Genomic DNA, 20136 nt, shown 5'->3' with positions numbered 1-20136 from the left:
ACAGGGGATCTCATCGCTGCTCCAACGCCATCAAGATCCTATGCGCGGCCTTTATCCTTTCTTCGATCGGGTAGTTCTTGTTCGCCAGGATCACGATCCCCAAATCCTTTCCAGACACAAACGCGGCATAGGCGCCAAAACCGTTGGTAGAGCCTGTCTTGTTGATCCAGCTGCCGTCTGGCGCCGGGCGGGGCGGGCTGGGCGCTTCGATTTTTTGTGGGGTCAGGGCCATCTGCGGTGTATTGCCGGCGAGCAAGTCCTCCAGGGTGAACGGGGCGGGGTAGAACTCCCAGCCCAAGCCCTGGTTCATCTTGCCAACCCGGTAGAAACCCGTATGGGTCGTGGCGATGGCTTGTGTCAAGGGAGCGTCCAGCGTTTGCGGTCGCAGGTTGGCCTCGATGAAACGGATCAGGTCCGCTGAGCTGGTCTTTACCCCGTACGCCTCGGAATCCAGGGCACCAGGTCCGACGCGCACGGGCTTGCCATCCTTCGCGTAACCTTGGGCGTATCGACTCAGTTGATCTTGCGGAACCCGTACATAGCTGTGCTTGAGACCCAGCCCAGGCATCAATGTCTGCTGCATGACATCATCGAAAGGCTGTCCCAGGCTTCGGGCCGCCAGATAGCCGAACAGGCCGATGCTCGGGTTTGAATAAAGCCGCTGGGTGCTGGCCGGGTAGAGGGGCTTCCAGGTCCTGTAATAGCTGAACATCCGGTCCGGATGGTCTGCATCATCGGGAAACTGCAGCGGCAGGCCACCGGCACTGTAGGTAGCAAGGTCCAGCAAGCTCACGTTTTCAAGGGCACTGCCGCGTAATTCGGGGGCATAGCGGCCGGCGCCGTCCGACAGTTGCAGTTTGCCTTGGGCTTGGGCGTAGGCGCCGAGCGTTGCGGTAAAGGTCTTGCTGACTGAACCGACTTCGAACAGGGTCTGGTCGGTCACGGTCTTCCGGGTGTCCTTGGAGGCAACGCCATAATTGAAGAACAGCCGTTGGCCGTTGTGGGTGATTGCCACCGCCATGCCCGCGATGTCCTGCTGTTTCATCAGGGGCTGGATAACGGCATTGACCGTTTCTTCAATGCGTTCCTGGGCAAGTCCCACGGACGTCCAACAGAACAGGAAAAAAGTCCCGGCAAGTGTCGATTTGGCAATGTGCATGACTGACCGCTCTCGTTGGCCTTCCTTGAGGGGAGGTCAATCTAGGGCGTTTTTGGCTGCCGGGCAATCCAAAACCATAGGCCGCGTGCATGGTTCAGTGCGCTCCCACAGCCCTGTGGGAGCGTTCCCACAACACGGCTCCGTTTCCCGAGCCCTCAAGCCAAACGACACAAAGCGGCGGCCGCCGGGTAAACTCGCGGCTCTTTCTGAAGGAGTTCACATGAGTTACTACCAGCCCGGCATTCTCGCCACCCCTGTTCCGCCTCAGGCTCGTCATCTGTTTTTTGCCCTGGAATCGGTCGAGGCGCTGCCGGCTGCGATCGATAAATTGTTGCTGCAGTTGGGTGGCCGCGCGGTCGTCGGTTTCGGTGAGTCGCTGGTGCAGGCCTTGGGCGCCCAGATTGAAGGCCTGCGGGCGTTTCCCGCGCTGGCCGGTGTCGGCGTGGATAACCCGTCGACCCAGCACGCGCTCTGGTGCTGGTTGCACGGCGAGGACCGAGGCGAGCTGATGCACCGCAGTCGCGCCCTCGAAGCGGCGCTGGCACCGGCCTTGCGCCTGGTGCAGATGAACGAAACCTTCCGCCACATGACCGGCCATGACTTGACCGGTTACGAAGATGGCACCGAAAACCCCCACGATGACGCGGCCGTCGCCGCTGCCCTGGCCCAGGGTGTCGATGGATTGCGCGGGGGCAGCTTCGCCGCGATCCAGCAGTGGCAGCACGACCTGGACGGATTTGCCGCGATGCAACCCCATGAGCGCGACAACATCATGGGGCGGCGCCTGAGCGACAACGAAGAAATCGAGGAGGCGCCGGAGTCGGCCCACGTCAAGCGCACCGCCCAGGAGAGCTTTGCTCCGGAGGCTTTCGTCGTACGCCGTTCCATGCCGTGGATCGAAGGGGATCGCGCCGGTCTTATGTTCCTGGCGTTTGGTTTCTCGCTGGATGCGTTCGAGGCGCAACTGCGTCGCATGAGCGGCCTCGAAGACGGCATCACCGATGGCTTATACCGCATGAGCCGGCCGATTACCGGCGGCTATTACTGGTGCCCACCGCTGCTGGACGGGCGCCTGGACCTGCGCGCACTGGCCCGCTAGGGCGTGCCACCGCCCCGGTAAGCGAGCCGCGTTGTGCAAATCGTCGGGTCAACGCTATTCTTGGGCCCGACGTGTTTGCGTGGAACGGGAGAGCAAGCGTGGATAAAGTCATCGTCATCACCGGTGGCGGGCGCGGGATCGGGGCGGCCACGGCGCTGTTGGCGGCCGACCTGGGCTATCGGATCTGCATCAATTACCAGTCCGATGAAAACGCGGCCCAGGATGTCCTCGAACAGGTCCGGGCCAAAGGCGCGCAAGCCATTGCCGTGCGGGCCGATGTGAGCATCGAGGACGAGGTGGTCGGCCTGTTCAACCGAGTCGATGCCGAACTGGGGCGTGTCACCGCCCTGGTGAACAACGCCGGTACGGTCGCCCACAAGTCCCGGCTCGATGAAATGTCCGAGTTCCGCATCCTCAAGATCATGAAGACCAATGTGTTGGGGCCGATCCTGTGCGCCAAGCATGCGGTGCTGCGCATGTCGCCCCGGCATGGCGGGCAGGGTGGCAGCATCGTCAACGTCTCGTCGGTCGCCGCCCGCTTGGGCGCACCATCGGAGTATGTCGACTACGCGGCCTCGAAGGGCGCGCTGGACACCTTCACCGTCGGCTTGTCAAAGGAAGTCGCCGGCGAGGGCATACGCGTCAACGCGGTCCGTCCGGGCTACATCTACACCGATTTCCACGCCCTGAGCGGCGATCCGGACCGGGTCAGCAAACTCGAATCGGCGATTCCCATGGCTCGGGGCGGGCGTCCGGACGAAGTGGCCGAAGCGATCATCTGGTTGCTGTCGGACAAGGCTTCTTATGCGACCGGGACGTTTGTGGACCTTGGTGGTGGGCGCTGATTTTCAGCCATCTGTAGTCAGTGCCGGCCTATTCGCGAGCAGGCTCGCTCTCACATTGGAATGCGGCCTGCGGGAGCGAGCCTGCCAGCGAAGAGAACCTCAAGGACGACATCGCACTCAGAACGACCGGATGATCCGCCCCAACGTTTCCATGGCCTTTTCCGACACTTCGGTCCAAGGCCCGCCATAGTTCAGCCGAATGCAATTTCTGAAGCGCCGGGTCGGTGAAAAGATCGGCCCGGGGGCGATGCTGATGCCTTGTGCCAGTGCCATCTGGAACAGCTTCAGCGAGTCGATCTGTTCCGGCAGTTCCAGCCAGAGGAAGTAACCGCCCGCCGGCTGGCTGACGCGGGTCTGGGGTGGGAAATAACGGCCGATGGCGGCAAGCATCGCACTTTGCTGTTCTTCCAGGGCATAGCGCAACTTGCGCAGGTGCCGGTCGTAGCCGCCATGTTGCAGGTAGTCGGCGATCGCGGCCTGGGCCGGCATCGAGGCGCACAGTGAGGTCATCAGCTTGAGCCGTTCGATCTTCTGCGCATAGCGTCCGGCGGCGACCCAGCCGATTCGATAACCCGGGGCCAGGCTCTTGGCGAACGAGCCGCAATGCATCACCAACCCTTCAGTGTCGAAGGCTTTGGCGGGTTTGGGCGCCTGTTGGCCGTAATAGAGTTCGGCATAGACGTCGTCCTCGATCAGCGGAACCTGATGTCGGCGCAACAGTTCCACCAATGCCTGTTTGCGCGCTTCGGGCATGGTCGCACCCATGGGATTCTGGAAGCTGGTCATGCACCAGCAGGCCTTGATTGAATGGCGCGCGAGGGTCTGTTCCAGCACCTCCAGGTCAATGCCGTCGCGCGGATGAACCGGGATTTCCACGGCCTTGAGCTTCAGCCGCTCCAGTATTTGCAGGCTGGCGTAGAACGCGGGAGCTTCGATCGCCACGAGGTCGCCCGGCTCGGTCACCGCTTGCAGGCACAGGTTCAAGGCTTCCAGGGCACCGTTGGTGATCAGCAGCTCCTCCATGGGCAACATCAGCCCGCCGACCATGTAGCGCAAGGCTATCTGGCGGCGCAGTTGCGGATTGCCCGGGGACATGTCGGTGACCACCATGCGCGGGTCCATGTCCCGGGTGGCGCTGGACAACGAGCGGGACAGTCGCTGCAGCGGAAACAGCGTGGGGCTGGGGAAGGCCGAGCCGAATGGCACGGTGGCGGGATCCTTGATCGAATCGAGCACCGAAAATACCAGTTCGCTGACGTCGACTTCCGTTGATTCGTGCACCTGGTTGCTGATGACCGGTTCACAGAACGGGCGCGGCGCATGATTGTTGACGAAGTAACCGGAGCGCGGCCGGGCCCGGATCAGTCCGCGTCGCTCCAGCAGGTAATAGGCCTGGAACACAGTGGACGGGCTGACACCATAAGTCTGGCTGGCGTAGCGCACCGACGGCACCCGCTGGCCCGGCCCGAGCATGCCGGAGCGGATCAGTTCAGCGATGTCATCGGCGAATTTTTCGTAGCGTTTCATGGCGGGTCCGGTCATGAGGGACATTGCATCTTAAAGGTTCACCGATTCATCGGTGCGACAAAACGGCTCTTGGCCACGCTGTAGACTTGCGGCTCGTCACTGTCGGCGACCTTGAAGGTCATCTCCTGGGAACCGCTCCGGGGCCGTTCGCTGAGCATCGCCACCGACACCGGCACGTCGACGATTTCCCCCGGCGCCAGGCTCAGGTGTGTCTTGCCCTGCAGGACGAAGCCGTCGCCGTCTACCAGGGACAGCTCATACGCCTGGTGTTGCTGGGTCTTGTTGATGATTTTCAGGCTGTAGATGTTCTCGATCTGGCCCTGGCTGTTTTCACGGAACAGTCCACGGTCCTTGCTGACGTCCAGCGACACCATCGGGCGCTCCGCCAGCGCCACCGCCAGCGCACCGATCATCACCAGCAACACCGCCGTGTAACCCACCAGGCGTGGCCGCAGCAGATGAGTCTTGCCCCCTTGCAGTTGGTGCTCGGAGGTGTATTTGATCAGGCCGCGGGCGTAGCCCATCTTGTCCATGATCGAGTCGCAGGCGTCGATGCACGCCGCGCAACCGATGCATTCCATTTGCAAGCCATCGCGGATATCGATGCCGGTGGGGCAGACCTGCACACACATCTGACAGTCTATGCAGTCTCCCAACCCCACATTGGCCGGATTCACCTCGCGTTTGCGCGGGCCGCGAATTTCGCCACGGGCTACGTCATAGGAAATGGTCAAGGTGTCCTTGTCGAACATCACGCTCTGGAATCGCGCATAAGGGCACATGTGCATGCACACCGCTTCGCGCAGCCAGCCGGCGTTGAGGTAAGTGGCCCCGGAAAAAAACAACACCCAAAACAGGCTGGCGCCACCGATTTGCAAGGTCAGCAGTTCCTCGGCCAGGGGACGGATCGGGGTGAAGTAACCCACGAATGTCAGGCCCGTGAGCAGGCTGATGGCGAGCCACAACGTGTGCTTGGCCGAGCGCCGCACCAACTTGTTCAAGCCCCACGGCGCGACCTGCAGCTTGATGCGCTGGTTGCGTTCACCTTCGGTGACTTTCTCGACCCACATGAATATCCACGTCCAGGAACTCTGCGGGCAGGTATAACCGCACCACACGCGTCCGGCGAAAACGGTGATCGCAAACAGGCCGAACGCGGCGATGATCAGCAGGGCGGACAGCAGGATGAAATCCTGGGGCCAGAAGGTCGCGCCGAAGATGTGGAACTTGCTTTCGGAAAGGTCCCAGAGCACCGCCTGGCGATTGCCCCAGTTTAGCCATACCGTGCCGAAGAACAGCAGGAACAGGACGCCGGCACCGCTGATGCGCAAGGTGCGGAACAGGCCGGTGAAGCTGCGGGTGTGGATCAGGTTGTCGGTGGTCCTGGCCTTGATCTTGTTGGGCGCGGGGTCGAAAGTTTGTATCAGTTGGGCGGGGATTCTTTCGCTCATGGTCGGTCGCTCATCAGCCGCTATCTGGCCGGGGCACTATGACTATCGAACTGTTTGCATAACAGACTCAGGTGGATTGATAAAAACCGGATCAGATGGCTTGTAGGCCTGATTCTGCGACACTTTGATGCACCTTGGGAATGCGGGCTTTATTCTGGGGATGGTGTTTATATCCGTTGCTGCGGTAATGGCTGCTGACGGTTCCGCCCTTACGGCGGCTCACTTTTTTTCAGACGCCAAAAAAGTAAGCAAAAAAGGCTTCGCCCCACCACTCGGCACCTCGCCTAGGCTCGGTGTGCCCTCACTCCGGCCTTGCTCCGTGGGCCCGCCGCGATGGGCCATCCATGGCCCTGCGCGGCTATCCCGGCATCCATGCCGGGATGCCCACTGCGCAACGCCTGCGTTCGGCCAGCGTGGTTAACGGGGCGCCAAGATCAAGATCCAAAGCAAGAGCAAGAGCGGGGCATCAGCCAGGATTTATTTAGCTGAACCACCGCTTTCGCGAGCAAGCCCGCTCCCCCATTGGATTTTCGCCAGCCATCCAATGCACATACGCCGCAAAACAGTGTGGGAGCGGGCTTGCTCGCGAAGAGGCCGGTACACCCAACATCACCGCAAACTGACACACCGCCTTCGCGAGCAGGCTCGCTCCCATAGGAGATATGCGATACACCAGAAACCAGGTCGGCCCTAAGGCCGCCTCGGGATGGACGTAGATTTCGGCGCCCCGTTAACCACGATGGCCGAAGTGAAGGCATGCCGAGCCTAGGCGAGGCACCGAGTGGTGGGGCAGGAGCGCTTTGGTTACTTTCGACTGGGCCGGCTTCCGGGCTTTTCGAAAGTGACCCGCTGTAAGAGCGGAACCATAAGCTGCCGTTACCGAAGAAGCGGATATGCACACTAACCCTAAATCAAGGTCAGATAACCGACCCCCCATCCGTAGCCTTAAGATTCTGCCGCCCGTCAACCGCCCCAGCCACGGTCAGGGCATCGACCTCCGCTTCGGTCAGATAAACCCGCCCACCATTGAGCTCCACGGCCGACATGGCCTTGTCCGGGTCGGTGATGATGGTCAGCTCGCTGGCTGGGCATTGTTCCGAACCGTTGGGGGTGTCGAAATGACAGGTCCGGTTATCGTCGATATGTACAGTCATGGTACTGCTCCTTCCCGTATGTCTGAACGTTAGGCGCCACTCAATCGGCAGGGTTCTTCGTGGCTGATCAGCGGTCGCACGTCTCGCATCGCTTGCGGTCAATCGTTTATCGAGCGAAGAGAGGAAGGTCCATGGAATCGTGGTGGGATGAAGTCTGGATAACCCTGCAAGCGGAGTTCGCCGATATCACCGATGCCCAGCAAATGACGCGGGTGACGGTGCGCCTGGTGATGGCTGCACTGTTGGGGGGCATCCTGGGGTTCGAGCGTGAGCACAAGGGTAAGGCCGCCGGGGTGCGCACCCATATGCTGGTGGCGCTGGGCGCTGCGTTGTTCGTGCTGGTGCCGCAGATGTCCGGCTCCCAGGCTGACGCGATGAGCCGGGTGATACAGGGCGTCGTTGCCGGGATCGGTTTCCTCGGCGCAGGCACCATCCTGAAAAATACCGACTGCGACGAAAGTCATGTCAAGGGACTGACCACCGCTGCAGGCCTGTGGATGACCGCCGCCATCGGAGTGGCCGCCGGGCTAGGTCGGGAGGCGACGGCGGTGCTCAGCACCGTGCTGGCGTTGGCGATTTTCAGTGTGATGCCGGTGATAGTGCGAGCGTTGGAAAAGGACGAGAAGCTGTAACAAATCCCCTTGGCAAGGTACGTATCGCTGCGCAAGCGAGCCTGCTCGCGAAGGCGGTGTGCCGTCCAGCATCTATGCTGACTAACGCGCCCCATTCGCGAGCAGGCTCGCTCCCACAAACGATTCACCGGTCTGTATATCAAACCCGCTCCGGCGGCGCCTCGCTCGGTGGGTCGCCCAGGGGCGGCTGCGGATCCAGCGGCGGGTCTTTTTCCGGAATCGGCTCCGGATCGGGGCCGGGTGGCGGCAGGTTGGGGTCGTCGATGTTCGGGTCGGGTGTTTCGGCCGGGATAGGAATGGTCATCGGGTCGGGCCTCCGGGACGCAAGTGGCTTGAGTCGTGCTTGTACGATTGACCACTGTTCGACGGGTTTGATTCCCCGCAGCCGGCCAGCACATCCCGCTGAACTTTTGGTTGCCGGTCCGGTTCGGAGCTTAAGTGAGTTTAATCAGGGACCCGTTGGGCCTTTACCGCCACAAGCGCGTCCATGGGGCGTAAAAGGAGCGATGCTCGATGACTGCCGAACAGCCGACCGACTTGGATTACAACCCGCATTTGCCGTTGTCCCAGGCCTTAATGTTGCCGCGTATTGCTATTGAAGACACCATGCCGGTGATCGATGGCGGACAGTTCGCCGCCAAGGCCCTCGCTGGGCAGGACGTGACGGTGACCAGCAAGGTGTTCGCCGATGGCCACGACAAGTTGGCCGTGCGAATCCGCTGGCGGGCGCTGGAGGACGAAATCTGGAACAGCGAGGTGATGACCGAGCTGGGCAATAATGGCTGGCGCGGTCAGTTCACGGTACCGGCCGTCGGCCGCTACGTGTTCTGTATCGAAGCCTGGTTCGATCAGTTCGCCAGCTTCCGCTACGAGTTGGAGAAAAAATACGCCGCCGGGGTGCCCATCAGCCTGGAGTTGCAGGAAGGCCGCAACCACGTGCAACAGGCCGCCGAGCGTAGCGATGGCGAGTTGAGCGAACAACTGGCGGCGTTGCATCACGAGCTTTCAGGCCTGCTGCCGGAGGAGCAGGTGGCGCTGTTCCTCACGCCGCGCAGCGCCGACTTGATGTCCTTGGCCGACCACCGGCCCTACCTGAGCATCAGCCGGGAGTATCCGTTGGACGTCGAGCGCGAGCTGGCCGAGTTCGCCAGTTGGTACGAACTGTTCCCCCGCTCGATCACCGATGATTCCAATCGCCATGGCACCTTCAATGACGTGCACTCGCGCCTGCCGGTGATTCAGGACATGGGTTTTGACGTGCTGTACTTTCCGCCGATCCATCCGATTGGTCGCAGCTTCCGCAAAGGCCCGAACAACTCCCTGACCGCCGGTCCGGACGATCCGGGCAGTCCTTACGCCATCGGCAGCGAGGAGGGCGGGCATGAGGCGATCCATCCTCAATTGGGCACCCGGGATGATTTCCGTCGCCTGGTCGCCGCTGCCGCCGACCACGGCCTGGAGATCGCCCTCGATTTCGCCATCCAATGTTCGCAGGACCACCCTTGGCTCAAGCAGCATCCGGGTTGGTTCAGCTGGCGGCCGGACGGCACGATCAAATACGCGGAGAACCCGCCCAAGAAGTACCAGGACATTGTCAACGTCGATTTCTACGCCGCCGATGCGATCCCCAGCCTGTGGCTGGAACTGCGCGACATTGTCGTCGGCTGGGTCAACGAAGGGGTAAAGATCTTCCGTGTCGACAACCCCCACACCAAGCCGTTGCCGTTCTGGCAGTGGCTGATTGCTGATGTACGTGCGCAGCACCCCGAGGTGATCTTCCTCGCAGAAGCCTTCACCACGCCGGCGATGATGGCGCGCCTGGGCAAGGTCGGTTATTCCCAGAGCTACACGTATTTCACCTGGCGCAACACCAAGGCCGAGCTGGCGGCATACCTCACCGAGCTCAACGAATCGCCCTGGCGCGAATGCTACCGGCCGAATTTCTTCGTCAATACGCCGGACATCAACCCGGCGTTCCTCCATCACTCGGGACGCCCGGGTTTCCTGATTCGCGCGGCGCTGGCGACCATGGGCTCAGGCCTGTGGGGCATGTATTCCGGGTTCGAGTTGTGCGAGTCGGCGCCGGTGCCGGGCAAGGAGGAATACCTCGATTCGGAAAAATACGAGATCCGCCCTCGGGACTTCACCGCGCCGGGCAACATCATCGCCGAGATCGCCCAGCTCAACCGTATCCGCCGCCAGAACCCGGCGTTGCATACGCACCTGGGCCTGAAAATCTATAACGCCTGGAACGACAACATCCTGTATTTCGGCAAGCGCACGCCGGACGGCAGCAATTTCATCCTGGTGGCGGTGAGCCTCGATCCGCATAACCCACAGGAAGCCAATTTTGAATTGCCGCTGTGGGAGATGGGCCTGCCGGACGACGCCCAGACCCAAGGCGAGGATTTGATGAATGGCCACCGCTGGACCTGGTATGGCAAGTACCAGTTCATGCGCATCGACCCGGCGTACCAGCCGTTCGGGATCTGGCGGATCAGCGTGACATGAGGCGCAGGACCGGCCTTTGTGGCGAGGGAGCTTGCTCCCCTTCGGCTGCGCAGCAGTCGTGATTTTCAGGTGGCCGCTTCGCGGCCCAGCGGGAGCAAGCTCCCTGGCCACTGAAGCCCCCAAACCATAAAGAACAAGCCTGTAACCCGCGGCTTTATAGAATCAGCAGGAGTTGCAAATGGCCAAGAAACCCCGGTCTGCCACGTTCATCAACGACCCGCTCTGGTACAAGGACGCAGTCATTTATCAGGTCCATGTCAAATCCTATTTCGACTCCAACAATGACGGGATCGGCGATTTTCCTGGACTGATCGACAAGCTTGATTACATCGCCGACCTGGGCGTCAACACCATCTGGTTGCTGCCGTTCTACCCCTCGCCCCGTCGTGACGACGGCTATGACATCGCTGAGTACCGGGGTGTCAGCCCCGACTATGGCACCATGGCCGATGCGCGGCGTTTCATCGCCGAAGCCCATAAGCGCAACCTGCGAGTGATCACCGAGCTGGTCATCAACCACACCTCCGACCAGCATCCGTGGTTCCAGCGCGCGCGCAAGGCCAAGAAAGGCTCCAAGGCCCGGGATTTCTACGTCTGGTCCGATGACGATCACAAATACGACGGCACGCGGATCATCTTCCTCGACACCGAAAAGTCCAACTGGACCTGGGACCCGGTGGCCGGCCAATACTTTTGGCACCGTTTCTATTCTCACCAGCCCGATCTCAATTTCGACAACCCACAGGTCATCAAGGCCGTGCTGTCGGTGATGCGCTATTGGCTCGACATGGGCATCGATGGCCTGCGCCTGGACGCGATCCCGTACCTGATCGAGCGCGATGGCACCAACAACGAGAACCTGCCCGAGACCCACGACGTCCTCAAGCTGATCCGCGCCGAAATCGACGCCAATTACCCCGACCGCATGTTGCTGGCCGAGGCCAACCAGTGGCCGGAGGATACCCAGCTCTATTTTGGCGACGTCGATGCTCAGGGGCTCGATGGCGATGAGTGCCACATGGCGTTCCACTTCCCCTTGATGCCGCGCATGTACATGGCGCTGGCCCAGGAAGACCGTTTCCCCATCACCGACATCCTGCGCCAGACGCCGGAGATCCCGGCGAACTGCCAGTGGGCGATTTTCCTGCGCAACCATGATGAACTGACCCTGGAAATGGTCACCGACAAGGAGCGCGACTACCTCTGGAATTACTACGCCGCCGACCGTCGAGCGCGGATCAACCTCGGCATTCGTCGGCGCTTGGCGCCGCTGATGGAGCGCGACCGCCGCCGTGTGGAGTTGCTCAATAGCCTGTTGCTGTCGATGCCCGGCACGCCGACTTTGTATTACGGCGATGAGATCGGCATGGGCGACAACATCTACTTGGGCGACCGCGATGGCGTGCGCACGCCGATGCAGTGGTCGATCGACCGCAACGGCGGCTTCTCCCGCGCCGACCCGGCGAGCCTGGTGTTGCCGCCGATCATGGACCCGCTGTACGGCTATCTGTCGGTGAACGTCGAGACCCAGTCCGGCGATCCTCATTCACTGCTCAACTGGACCCGACGGATGCTCGCCGTGCGCAAGCAATCCAAGGCCTTTGGCCGGGGCACGTTGAAAATGCTGTCGCCGAGCAACCGACGAATCCTGGCCTACACCCGTGAATACACCGGCCCGGACGGCAAGCACGAAATCATCCTCTGCGTGGCCAACGTTTCGCGCAGCGCCCAGGCGGCCGAGCTGGACTTGTCGGCCTACGCTGGCATGGTCCCGGTGGAGATGCTCGGCGGCAATGCGTTTCCGCCCATCGGCCAGTTGAATTTTCTCCTGACCCTGGCGCCGTACGGCTTCTATTGGTTCGCCCTGGCGGCGGAAAACCAGATGCCGAGCTGGCACGTCGAGCCTGCCCAGAGCCTGCCGGATTTCACCACGCTGGTGCTGAAAAAACGCCTGGAAGAATTGCTCGAAGCGCCGTCGCGCGCCACGTTGGAGCAGGGCATCCTGCCGAACTGGCTGCAGAACCGCCGCTGGTTTGCCGGCAAGGACAGCGCCATCGAGAAAGTCGACATCGTCTACGGCGTGCGTTTTGGTGATCCGCAACACCCTGTACTGTTGAGCGAAATCGACGTCACCAGTGCTGGCCAGACCTTGCGTTATCAACTGCCGTTCGGTCTGTTGGCCGAGGATCAGCTCGGCGCCGCGCTGCCTCAGCAATTGGCCTTGTCGCGGGTCCGCCGTGGCCGCCAGGTCGGCTTGATCACCGATGCCTTCACTTTGGAAAACTTCATTCGGGCAGTGCTCCAAGGCATTCAGGCCAGCACGGTGCTGCCGTGCGCCGACGGCGAGTTGCGCTTTGAACCCACCGAGGGCCTCGCGGCGCTGAACCTGGGGGCCGAGCCGGAGGTGCGCTACCTGTCCGCCGAGCAGTCCAACAGCTCGGTGGTGGTGGGCGGTAGCCTGGTGCTCAAGTTGATCCGCAAGGTTGCGTCCGGCGTGCACCCGGAACTGGAGATGAGCGCTTACCTGACCGCGGCGGGCTTCAGCAATATCTCGCCGCTGCTGGGTTCGGTGATTCGCCGGGACGCCCAGGGCGAGGATGCCTTGCTGATGATCGCCCAGGGCTACCTGAGCAATCAGGGCGACGCGTGGGAGTGGACCCAGAACAACCTCGAACGGGCGTTGCGCGATGAGCTGGCGGACGCCGTGTCCGAGCAGGAGCAGCACTACAACGCCCTGGGCGAACTGAAGGATTTTGCTGGCATGCTCGGCCAGCGCCTCGGGGAAATGCACCAAGTGCTTGCCCAGCCCACCGACAACCCGGCCTTCGCGCCGCAGCCTACCAGCGCCAAGGAAGCCCAGGCCATCGGCAAGGATGTCGCCGCCCAGGTGGAAAATGCGTTGCGCCTGCTCAAGCAGAACCAGGACCAATTGAACCCTGCGGACCAGGCGATGGTCGCACGCTTGCTGGAACACAGGAAAACCGTGCTGGCCCACGTCCAGGAACTGGCCGGCAAGGCCGCTGGCGGCTTGCGCATCCGGGTACATGGCGATTTGCACTTGGGGCAGGTGCTGGTGATCAAGGGCGATGCCTACCTGATCGACTTCGAAGGCGAGCCGGCGCGACCGCTGCACGAACGACGTGGCAAGCACAGCCCGTACAAGGACGTCAGCGGTGTGCTGCGCTCCTTCGACTACGCGGCGGCGATGGCGGTCCAGCTGCACACCGTCGACAGCACGGCCGATGCCGATGCAGCGCGCAAACGGGTCGCCGACCGTTATCTGGTCGAGGCTCGCCAGGCATTTGTCCAGGCATATCGGCTGGCGGCAGCTAGTCTTGCCCATGAGTGGAAGGATGCTGGAGGCGAAGACGCCGCATTGGCGTTGTTCGGCCTGGAGAAGGCGGCCTATGAAGTGGCTTATGAAGCCGAGAATCGCCCTGCCTGGCTGCCCGTGCCGCTGCACGGCCTGTACGGGTTATTGAGTGGGCTGAAACCCTTTTCCGATTTAGCCGGACCGATTTAGTGGAGAGAATCATGAGCGTCTCGAACAAGGAATCACAGGGGCAGGCCAAAGAGTCATTGCTGCCGGCCCCCCACGACATCGACGCGCTGGTGCGCGCCGAACACCACGACCCGTTTTCGATCCTGGGCCCGCATGGCGATGGGGCCGGCGGGCAATTCATCCGGGCCTACCTGCCCGGTGCGCTGAGCGTGCATGTGCTCGCCCGTGACGGCGGCGAAGAGCTGGGCGAGTTGCAGATCACCGAAACCCCGGGTTTGTTCGTCGGCCATTTCGACCGTGCCCAGCCATACCTGTTGCGCACTCGTTGGGCCGGCGGCGAGCAGGTCGCAGAGGATCCGTACAGCTTCGGTCCGCTGCTGGGGGAAATGGATCTCTACTTGTTCGCCGAAGGCAATCATCGCGACCTCAGTGCCTGCCTCGGTGCGCAACTGAAAACGGTGGATGGCGTCGATGGCGTGCGTTTCGCCGTCTGGGCGCCGAACGCACGCCGGGTTTCGGTGGTGGGTGACTTCAACGTCTGGGACGGGCGCCGGCATCCGATGCGCATCCGTTATCCGTCCGGCGTGTGGGAAATATTCATCCCGAGGCTCGGGCCGGGCGAAGGCTATAAATATGAAATCCTCGGTGCCCACGGCATTCTGCCGCTCAAGGCCGACCCGGTGGCCTTGGCCACGCAAATGCCGCCTGATACGGCGTCCAAAGTGGCTTCGCCACTGAACATCGAATGGCACGACGACGAGTGGATGCAAAGCCGTCGTGAACGCCAGCTACCGGGCGCGCCGTTGTCGATCTATGAGTTGCACGCCGGTTCCTGGCAGTGCGAGATCGACGAGGCGGGCGAAGTTTCCCGCCAATACAACTGGCATGAACTGGCTGAGCGGCTGATCCCCTACGTCAAGGACCTTGGCTTTACGCACATCGAGCTGATGCCGATCATGGAACACCCGTTCGGTGGTTCGTGGGGCTATCAACCGTTGTCGCAATTTGCCCCGACGGCGCGGTTCGGTTCACCCGATGATTTCGCCGCGTTCGTCAATGCCTGTCATAAGGCCGACATCGGCGTGATCCTGGACTGGGTGCCCGCGCACTTTCCGACCGACACCCATGGCCTGGCCCAGTTCGACGGCACCGCGCTGTACGAATACGGTAACCCGCTGGAAGGTTTCCACCAGGATTGGGACACGCTGATCTACAACCTCGGACGCACCGAGGTCCACGGTTTCATGTTGGCGTCGGCGTTGCACTGGCTCAAGCATTTTCACGTCGACGGCCTGCGGGTGGATGCCGTGGCCTCGATGCTATATCGCGATTATTCGCGCAAGGCCGGCGAATGGGTGCCAAACCGCCACGGCGGACGTGAGAACCTGGAAGCCATTGATTTCCTCCGGCACCTCAACGATGTGGTCGCGCTGGAAACCCCGGGCGCGTTGGTCATCGCCGAAGAGTCTACTGCCTGGCCCGGCGTCAGCCAGAGCACGCAACAGGGCGGCCTGGGTTTCGCCTACAAGTGGAACATGGGTTGGATGCACGACTCGCTGCATTACATCCAGCAGGATCCGGTGTACCGCGCCCATCACCATAACGAGTTGAGCTTCGGCCTGGTGTACGCCTGGTCCGAGCGTTTCGTGCTGCCGATTTCCCACGACGAAGTGGTCCACGGCAAGCGCTCGCTGATCGATAAGATGCCTGGAGACCGCTGGCAGAAATTCGCCAACTTGCGGGCCTATCTCAGTTTCATGTGGGGCCACCCGGGCAAGAAGCTGCTGTTCATGGGCTGCGAATTTGGCCAATGGCGCGAGTGGAACCATGACCAGCAACTGGACTGGTACCTGCTGCAATATCCCGAGCACCGGGGTGTGCAGAAACTGGTGAGCGACCTGAACCGGTTGTATCGCGAAGAGCCGGCGCTGCACGACCAGGACGATGCACCACAGGGCTTCCAATGGCTGATCGGCGACGATGCGCTCAACAGCGTCTATGCGTGGTTGCGATGGAGCAAGGACGGTCGGCCGGTATTGGTCGTCGCTAACTTCACGCCCGTGCCGCGCGAGGCGTATCGGGTCGGCGTGCCGTTTGGCGGTCGTTGGGTGGAGCTGCTCAACAGCGATGCCGACACCTACGCCGGCTCCAACTATGGCAACGGCGGCGGCGCCTCCACCGAGGCGATCCCCAGCCATGGCCAGGCACTGTCGCTGGAACTGAACCTGCCGCCGCTGGCGGTGCTGATCCTGCGGCCGGAGGGGTAGGCCCAGACTCAGATCCACTGTGGGAGCGAGCTTGCTCGCGATGGCGGTCAGTCGGTCACAAAAGTGCCGACAGACACTCCGCTATCGCGAGCAAGCTCGCTCCCACAGTGCAGTGCTGAGCTAAAACTCCTCAGCCTCTCAGCGAACCAGGCAAGGCTGCTTGTTGTTGAACGTCCAGCCCGGGATCAGATACTGCATCGCCACCGAATCGTCCCGCGCCCCGAGCCCCATGCCTTTGTACAGCTCGTGAGCCTTGGCCAACTGGTCCATGTCCAGCTCGATCCCCAGCCCCGGTTTCTTCGGCACTTGCACGCAGCCTCCCTTGATTTGCAACGGTGCCTTGGTCAACCGTTGGCCGTCCTGCCAGATCCAGTGGGTGTCGATGGCAGTGATGTCGCCCGGTGCGGCCGCCGCGACGTGGGTAAACATCGCCAGGGAAATGTCGAAGTGGTTGTTGGAATGCGAGCCCCAGGTCAGGCCCCATTCATTGCACATCTGCGCCACGCGCACCGAACCTTGCATGGTCCAGAAATGTGGGTCGGCCAGGGGAATGTCCACGGATTGCAGCGTGATGGCGTGGCCCATTTCGCGCCAGTCGGTGGCAATCATGTTGGTAGCGGTCTTGAGGCCGGTGGCGCGGCGGAACTCGGCCATCACCTCACGGCCCGAATAGCCATTCTCTGCGCCGCAAGGGTCCTCTGCGTACGCCAGCACTTTGTGCTGGTCGCGGCACAGGCGAATCGCTTCCTTGAGTGACCAGGCGCCGTTGGGGTCCAGGGTGATTCGCGCCTGGGGAAAGCGCTCGGCCAGTGCCGTCACGGCTTCGATTTCCTCGTCGCCCTTGAGCACGCCGCCCTTGAGCTTGAAATCCTGGAAACCGTAATGTGCGTGGGCCGCTTCGGCCAGGCGCACCACGGCGTCGGCATCCAGGGCTTTTTCATGGCGGACGCGGAACCAGTCATTATCAGCGTCCGGTTCGCTGCGGTAGGGCAGATCGGTCTGCTGGCGGTCACCAACATAGAACAAATAGCCGAGCATCTTCACTTCGTCGCGCTGCTGGCCTTCGCCGAGCAGGGCCGCGACCGGGACATCCAGGTGCTGACCGAGCAGATCCAGCAACGCGGCTTCCAGGCCCGTGACCGCGTGGATGGTGATGCGCAAGTCGAAGGTCTGCAGGCCTCGGCCGCCGGCATCCCGGTCGGCAAACGCCTGGCGCACGCTGTTGAGGATTTTCTGGTAGGTGCCGATGGGGCTGCCGACCACCAGCGAGCGAGCGTCTTCCAGGGTCTGGCGAATACGCTCGCCGCCGGGCACTTCGCCCACGCCGGTATGCCCGGCGTTGTCCTTGAGGATAACGATGTTGCGGGTGAAGAACGGACCATGGGCACCGCTGAGGTTCAGCAGCATGCCGTCGTGGCCGGCCACCGGGACGACCTGCATGCTGGTGATGATCGGGGCTTTGCTGGTTTCTGGCGTAGTCATCGTGTATGGAATCCTTGAGTTATTGTTTTTATGCGGGGTATCGCGCAGGTGTCGATGTTGATAGACATCATACAAGTTGAATTTTTTGTCTGACAAGCTGTTTCTGAGTTCGATTGGATTGGTTCTTGAAGCTTCTTATGCCGTATTTGTGGCGTTGTGTGCCGTTAACGAAGCGTTTTTACAAGGCTTCTGAGTTTGGACGGCCTGCCGTATTTGCCCAGCCTAAGCGGTAGATACTGGGCGATCTCGCGTGTTGTCATACAAGTAGAGGGTGTTCCGAGGAGTACTTCCAACGCGGCGAGTGATAGGATCGACAAGCCTGTCTTCAAGGAATCCCGGCACATGCAGCAAGACACAGAAGCGCCCCTGCGCAAGCGCACCCACAACCTGGCCCATGACCTGGTGGCGAAGTTGAGCCAGAGCATTTTGCTGGGGCAGTTGAAGCCGGGGGAGAAGCTGCCGTCCGAAGGTGCGATCGTGCGGGAGCACGGGGTAAGCCGCACGGTGGTGCGCGAGGCGATTTCCAAATTGCAGGCTTCGGGGCTGGTGGAGACCCGCCATGGCATTGGCACTTTTGTGCTGGAGCAGAGCGGAGAGCAGGGGCTGCGGCTCAACGTTGATACCGCGGCGGGCGTCCGGGGAATCCTGGAGTTGCGCCTGGGCCTGGAGACCCAGGCGGCGGCACTGGCGGCCCAACGTCGCAGCGAGCGGCAGTTGCAGCAGATGCGCGAGGCGCTGGACGACTATCAGCAGTTGCTCAGCAGCAATGACAGCTGCGTCGAGGCTGACCGGCGTTTCCATCTGTTGATCGCCGAAGCCACGGATAACACCTGTTTTGTCGAAATCATGCAGCACCTGGGCAGCGCGATGATTCCACGTACGCGAGTGAACTTGGCCGAACGTGGCCAGGCTGACCTGGGCAGGCTCGCGCAATTTGCCAACCTGGAACACGAAGCGATTTTCAACGCCATCAAGCGCCAGGACCCCGATGCCGCGCGCGCGGCGATGTGGTTGCACCTGACCAACAGCCGTGATCGGTTTGGTGCGGGGAGCTGACCGATCACCATTGCCAGATCCACCGCCATCGCGAGCAAGCTCGCTCCCACAATGGGCCTGACTTTTTCTTGAGTTCTGCAACCACCACAGAACCCTGTGGGAGCTTGCTCCGAGCGGCGATCCGACGAAGGGGTCAGCAAGATTTAAAGAGAGTAAGTGGGCATAAAAAAACCGGCGCAACCGAAGTGGCGCCGGTGGTGGTGCCAGTGGTCGCGCAGATGTCGTGGGTCCGCGCCGCCACCGTTGTGCCTGTTGCCGGTTACGCCCGGTCCAATGCGAGGGCCACGCCTTGGCCGCCGCCGATGCACAGGGTTGCGAGGCCCTTCTTGGCGTCGCGCTTGATCATTTCATGCAGCAGCGTCACCAGCACCCGGCAGCCCGAAGCGCCGATCGGGTGGCCCAGGGCGATGGCGCCACCGTTGACGTTGACCTTGTCCATGTCCCATTCCAGTTCCTTGGCTACAGCCAGGGACTGGGCGGCAAACGCTTCGTTGGCTTCGATCAGGTCCAGTTGGTCCAGCGACCAGCCGGCCTTGTCCAGGCAGCGGCGAGTGGCCGAGACCGGGCCAATGCCCATGATCGCCGGATCGACGCCAGCATTGGCGTAGGCGCTGATTTTTGCCAGCACCGGCAACCCCAGCGCCTTGGCTTTTTCCGCGCTCATCAGGATCACTGCGGCGGCGCCATCGTTCAGCGACGAGGCGTTACCCGCCGTGACGCTGCCGTCTTTCTTGAACGCCGGCTTGAGCTTGCCCAGAGATTCAGCGGTAGTGCCGGCGCGTGGCTGTTCGTCGGTGGCGAAGGCCACCGGGTCGCCCTTGCGCTGGGGAATCAGGATCGGAGTGATTTCATCGGCGAAGCGACCGCCCTCGATGGCAGCGACGGCTTTCTGCTGGGACGCGGCGGCAAAGGCATCTTGCGCCTCGCGGCTGATACCGTACTTGTCCACCAGGTTCTCGGCGGTAATGCCCATGTGGTAATCGTTGAACGCATCCCACAAGCCATCGGTGATCATGCTGTCGATCATCTTCGCGTGGCCCATGCGCAGGCCGGTACGGGCGGCCGGCAACACGTAGGGGGCCAGGCTCATGTTTTCCATGCCGCCGGCAATGATCACGTCGGCATCGCCGCAGCGGATCGCCTGGGCGCCCAGGTGCAACGCCTTGAGACCCGAGCCGCAGACCTTATTCAAGGTCAGCGCCGGTACGGCGTGGGGCAGGCCGGCGAGGATTGATGCCTGGCGCGCCGGGTTCTGCCCGGAGCCTGCGGTCAGGACCTGGCCGAGAATCACTTCATCGACTTGCTCGCCCGACAGGCCGGTCTGCTCCAGTAGGCGACGAATCACTGCGGCACCGAGCTCCGGCGCGGGAATGGATGCCAGCGAACCCTGGAAGCTGCCGATGGCGGTGCGGGTTGCGGCGACAATCACGACTTCTTGCATCGAATCTCTC

14 protein-coding genes are annotated in these 20136 nt (G+C 61.9%); 7 read left to right on the top strand and 7 right to left on the bottom strand.

Features of this window, described 5'->3' with window-relative positions; genetic code table 11:
- Nucleotides 1-10: 10 nt before the first annotated feature.
- Entirely contained in the window at nucleotides 11-1159 is a 1149-nt protein-coding gene (gene ampC / locus J3P79_RS16710; RefSeq protein ID WP_434604317.1) for a class C beta-lactamase, read from the bottom strand.
- A gap of 220 nt (nucleotides 1160-1379) precedes the next feature.
- On the opposite strand from ampC, the gene J3P79_RS16705 reads away from it, so the two are divergent.
- Nucleotides 1380-2258, top strand: a complete 879-nt coding sequence (locus J3P79_RS16705) for a Dyp-type peroxidase (RefSeq protein WP_434604315.1) — start codon at nucleotides 1380-1382, stop codon at nucleotides 2256-2258.
- Between the two features lie 98 nt (nucleotides 2259-2356).
- Entirely contained in the window at nucleotides 2357-3103 is a 747-nt protein-coding gene (locus tag J3P79_RS16700) for an SDR family oxidoreductase (RefSeq protein ID WP_039589211.1), read from the top strand.
- Nucleotides 3104-3220: 117 nt separating this feature from the next.
- Here the strand turns inward: J3P79_RS16700 and mapR are convergent, their stop codons facing one another.
- The 3 genes from mapR to J3P79_RS16685 form a co-directional block, all read right to left on the bottom strand.
- On the bottom strand, nucleotides 3221-4630 hold the full coding sequence (gene mapR / locus J3P79_RS16695) for a GntR family transcriptional regulator MpaR (RefSeq protein WP_434604313.1): 1410 nt from the start codon (nucleotides 4628-4630) through the stop codon (nucleotides 3221-3223).
- Nucleotides 4631-4668: 38 nt separating this feature from the next.
- A complete protein-coding gene (ccoG, locus tag J3P79_RS16690) occupies nucleotides 4669-6081 on the bottom strand; it encodes a cytochrome c oxidase accessory protein CcoG (RefSeq protein WP_434604311.1) in 1413 nt (470 codons plus the stop codon).
- Between the two features lie 917 nt (nucleotides 6082-6998).
- On the bottom strand, nucleotides 6999-7235 hold the full coding sequence (locus J3P79_RS16685) for a DUF3203 family protein (protein ID WP_434604309.1): 237 nt from the start codon (nucleotides 7233-7235) through the stop codon (nucleotides 6999-7001).
- Between the two features lie 131 nt (nucleotides 7236-7366).
- Here J3P79_RS16685 and J3P79_RS16680 point away from each other — a divergent pair, with 131 nt between their 5' ends.
- The gene (locus tag J3P79_RS16680; RefSeq protein ID WP_434604307.1) at nucleotides 7367-7867 is read left to right on the top strand and encodes an MgtC/SapB family protein; all 501 of its coding nucleotides are present in this window, start codon (nucleotides 7367-7369) and stop codon (nucleotides 7865-7867) included.
- A 139-nt stretch (nucleotides 7868-8006) separates the two neighbouring features.
- On the opposite strand, the gene J3P79_RS16675 is transcribed toward J3P79_RS16680, so the two are convergent.
- Nucleotides 8007-8171 (bottom strand): hypothetical protein, encoded by a 165-nt coding sequence (locus tag J3P79_RS16675; protein ID WP_198725323.1) that lies wholly within the window; start codon nucleotides 8169-8171, stop codon nucleotides 8007-8009.
- Nucleotides 8172-8380: 209 nt separating this feature from the next.
- Between J3P79_RS16675 and J3P79_RS16670 the strand changes: the two genes are divergently transcribed.
- The 3 genes from J3P79_RS16670 (at nucleotide 8381) to glgB (ending at nucleotide 16147) form a co-directional block, all read left to right on the top strand.
- Nucleotides 8381-10378, top strand: a complete 1998-nt coding sequence (locus J3P79_RS16670; RefSeq protein WP_434604304.1) for an alpha-1,4-glucan--maltose-1-phosphate maltosyltransferase — start codon at nucleotides 8381-8383, stop codon at nucleotides 10376-10378.
- Nucleotides 10379-10556: 178 nt separating this feature from the next.
- A complete protein-coding gene (treS, locus tag J3P79_RS16665; RefSeq protein WP_434604302.1) occupies nucleotides 10557-13901 on the top strand; it encodes a maltose alpha-D-glucosyltransferase in 3345 nt (1114 codons plus the stop codon).
- Between the two features lie 11 nt (nucleotides 13902-13912).
- Entirely contained in the window at nucleotides 13913-16147 is a 2235-nt protein-coding gene (gene glgB, locus J3P79_RS16660; protein ID WP_434604300.1) for a 1,4-alpha-glucan branching protein GlgB, read from the top strand.
- 138 nt (nucleotides 16148-16285) lie between these two features.
- Here the strand turns inward: glgB and gudD are convergent, their stop codons facing one another.
- Complete coding sequence (gudD, locus tag J3P79_RS16655; RefSeq protein WP_039589218.1) at nucleotides 16286-17629, bottom strand: glucarate dehydratase; 1344 nt, start codon at nucleotides 17627-17629, stop codon at nucleotides 16286-16288.
- A 342-nt stretch (nucleotides 17630-17971) separates the two neighbouring features.
- Here gudD and J3P79_RS16650 point away from each other — a divergent pair, with 342 nt between their 5' ends.
- Nucleotides 17972-18685 (top strand): FadR/GntR family transcriptional regulator, encoded by a 714-nt coding sequence (locus tag J3P79_RS16650; RefSeq protein ID WP_434604297.1) that lies wholly within the window; start codon nucleotides 17972-17974, stop codon nucleotides 18683-18685.
- Between the two features lie 259 nt (nucleotides 18686-18944).
- Here J3P79_RS16650 and J3P79_RS16645 read toward each other — a convergent pair whose 3' ends face one another.
- Entirely contained in the window at nucleotides 18945-20126 is a 1182-nt protein-coding gene (locus J3P79_RS16645; RefSeq protein WP_434604294.1) for an acetyl-CoA C-acetyltransferase, read from the bottom strand.
- Between the last annotated feature and the right edge of the window lie 10 nt (nucleotides 20127-20136).

Origin of the sequence: Pseudomonas sp. R1-7, assembly GCF_051132105.1 — a bacterium.
In the GTDB taxonomy this organism is placed as follows: domain Bacteria; phylum Pseudomonadota; class Gammaproteobacteria; order Pseudomonadales; family Pseudomonadaceae; genus Aquipseudomonas.
The sequence above is the reverse complement of the archived record's forward strand: the minus strand, read 5'-3'. Positions and strand labels throughout refer to the sequence as shown.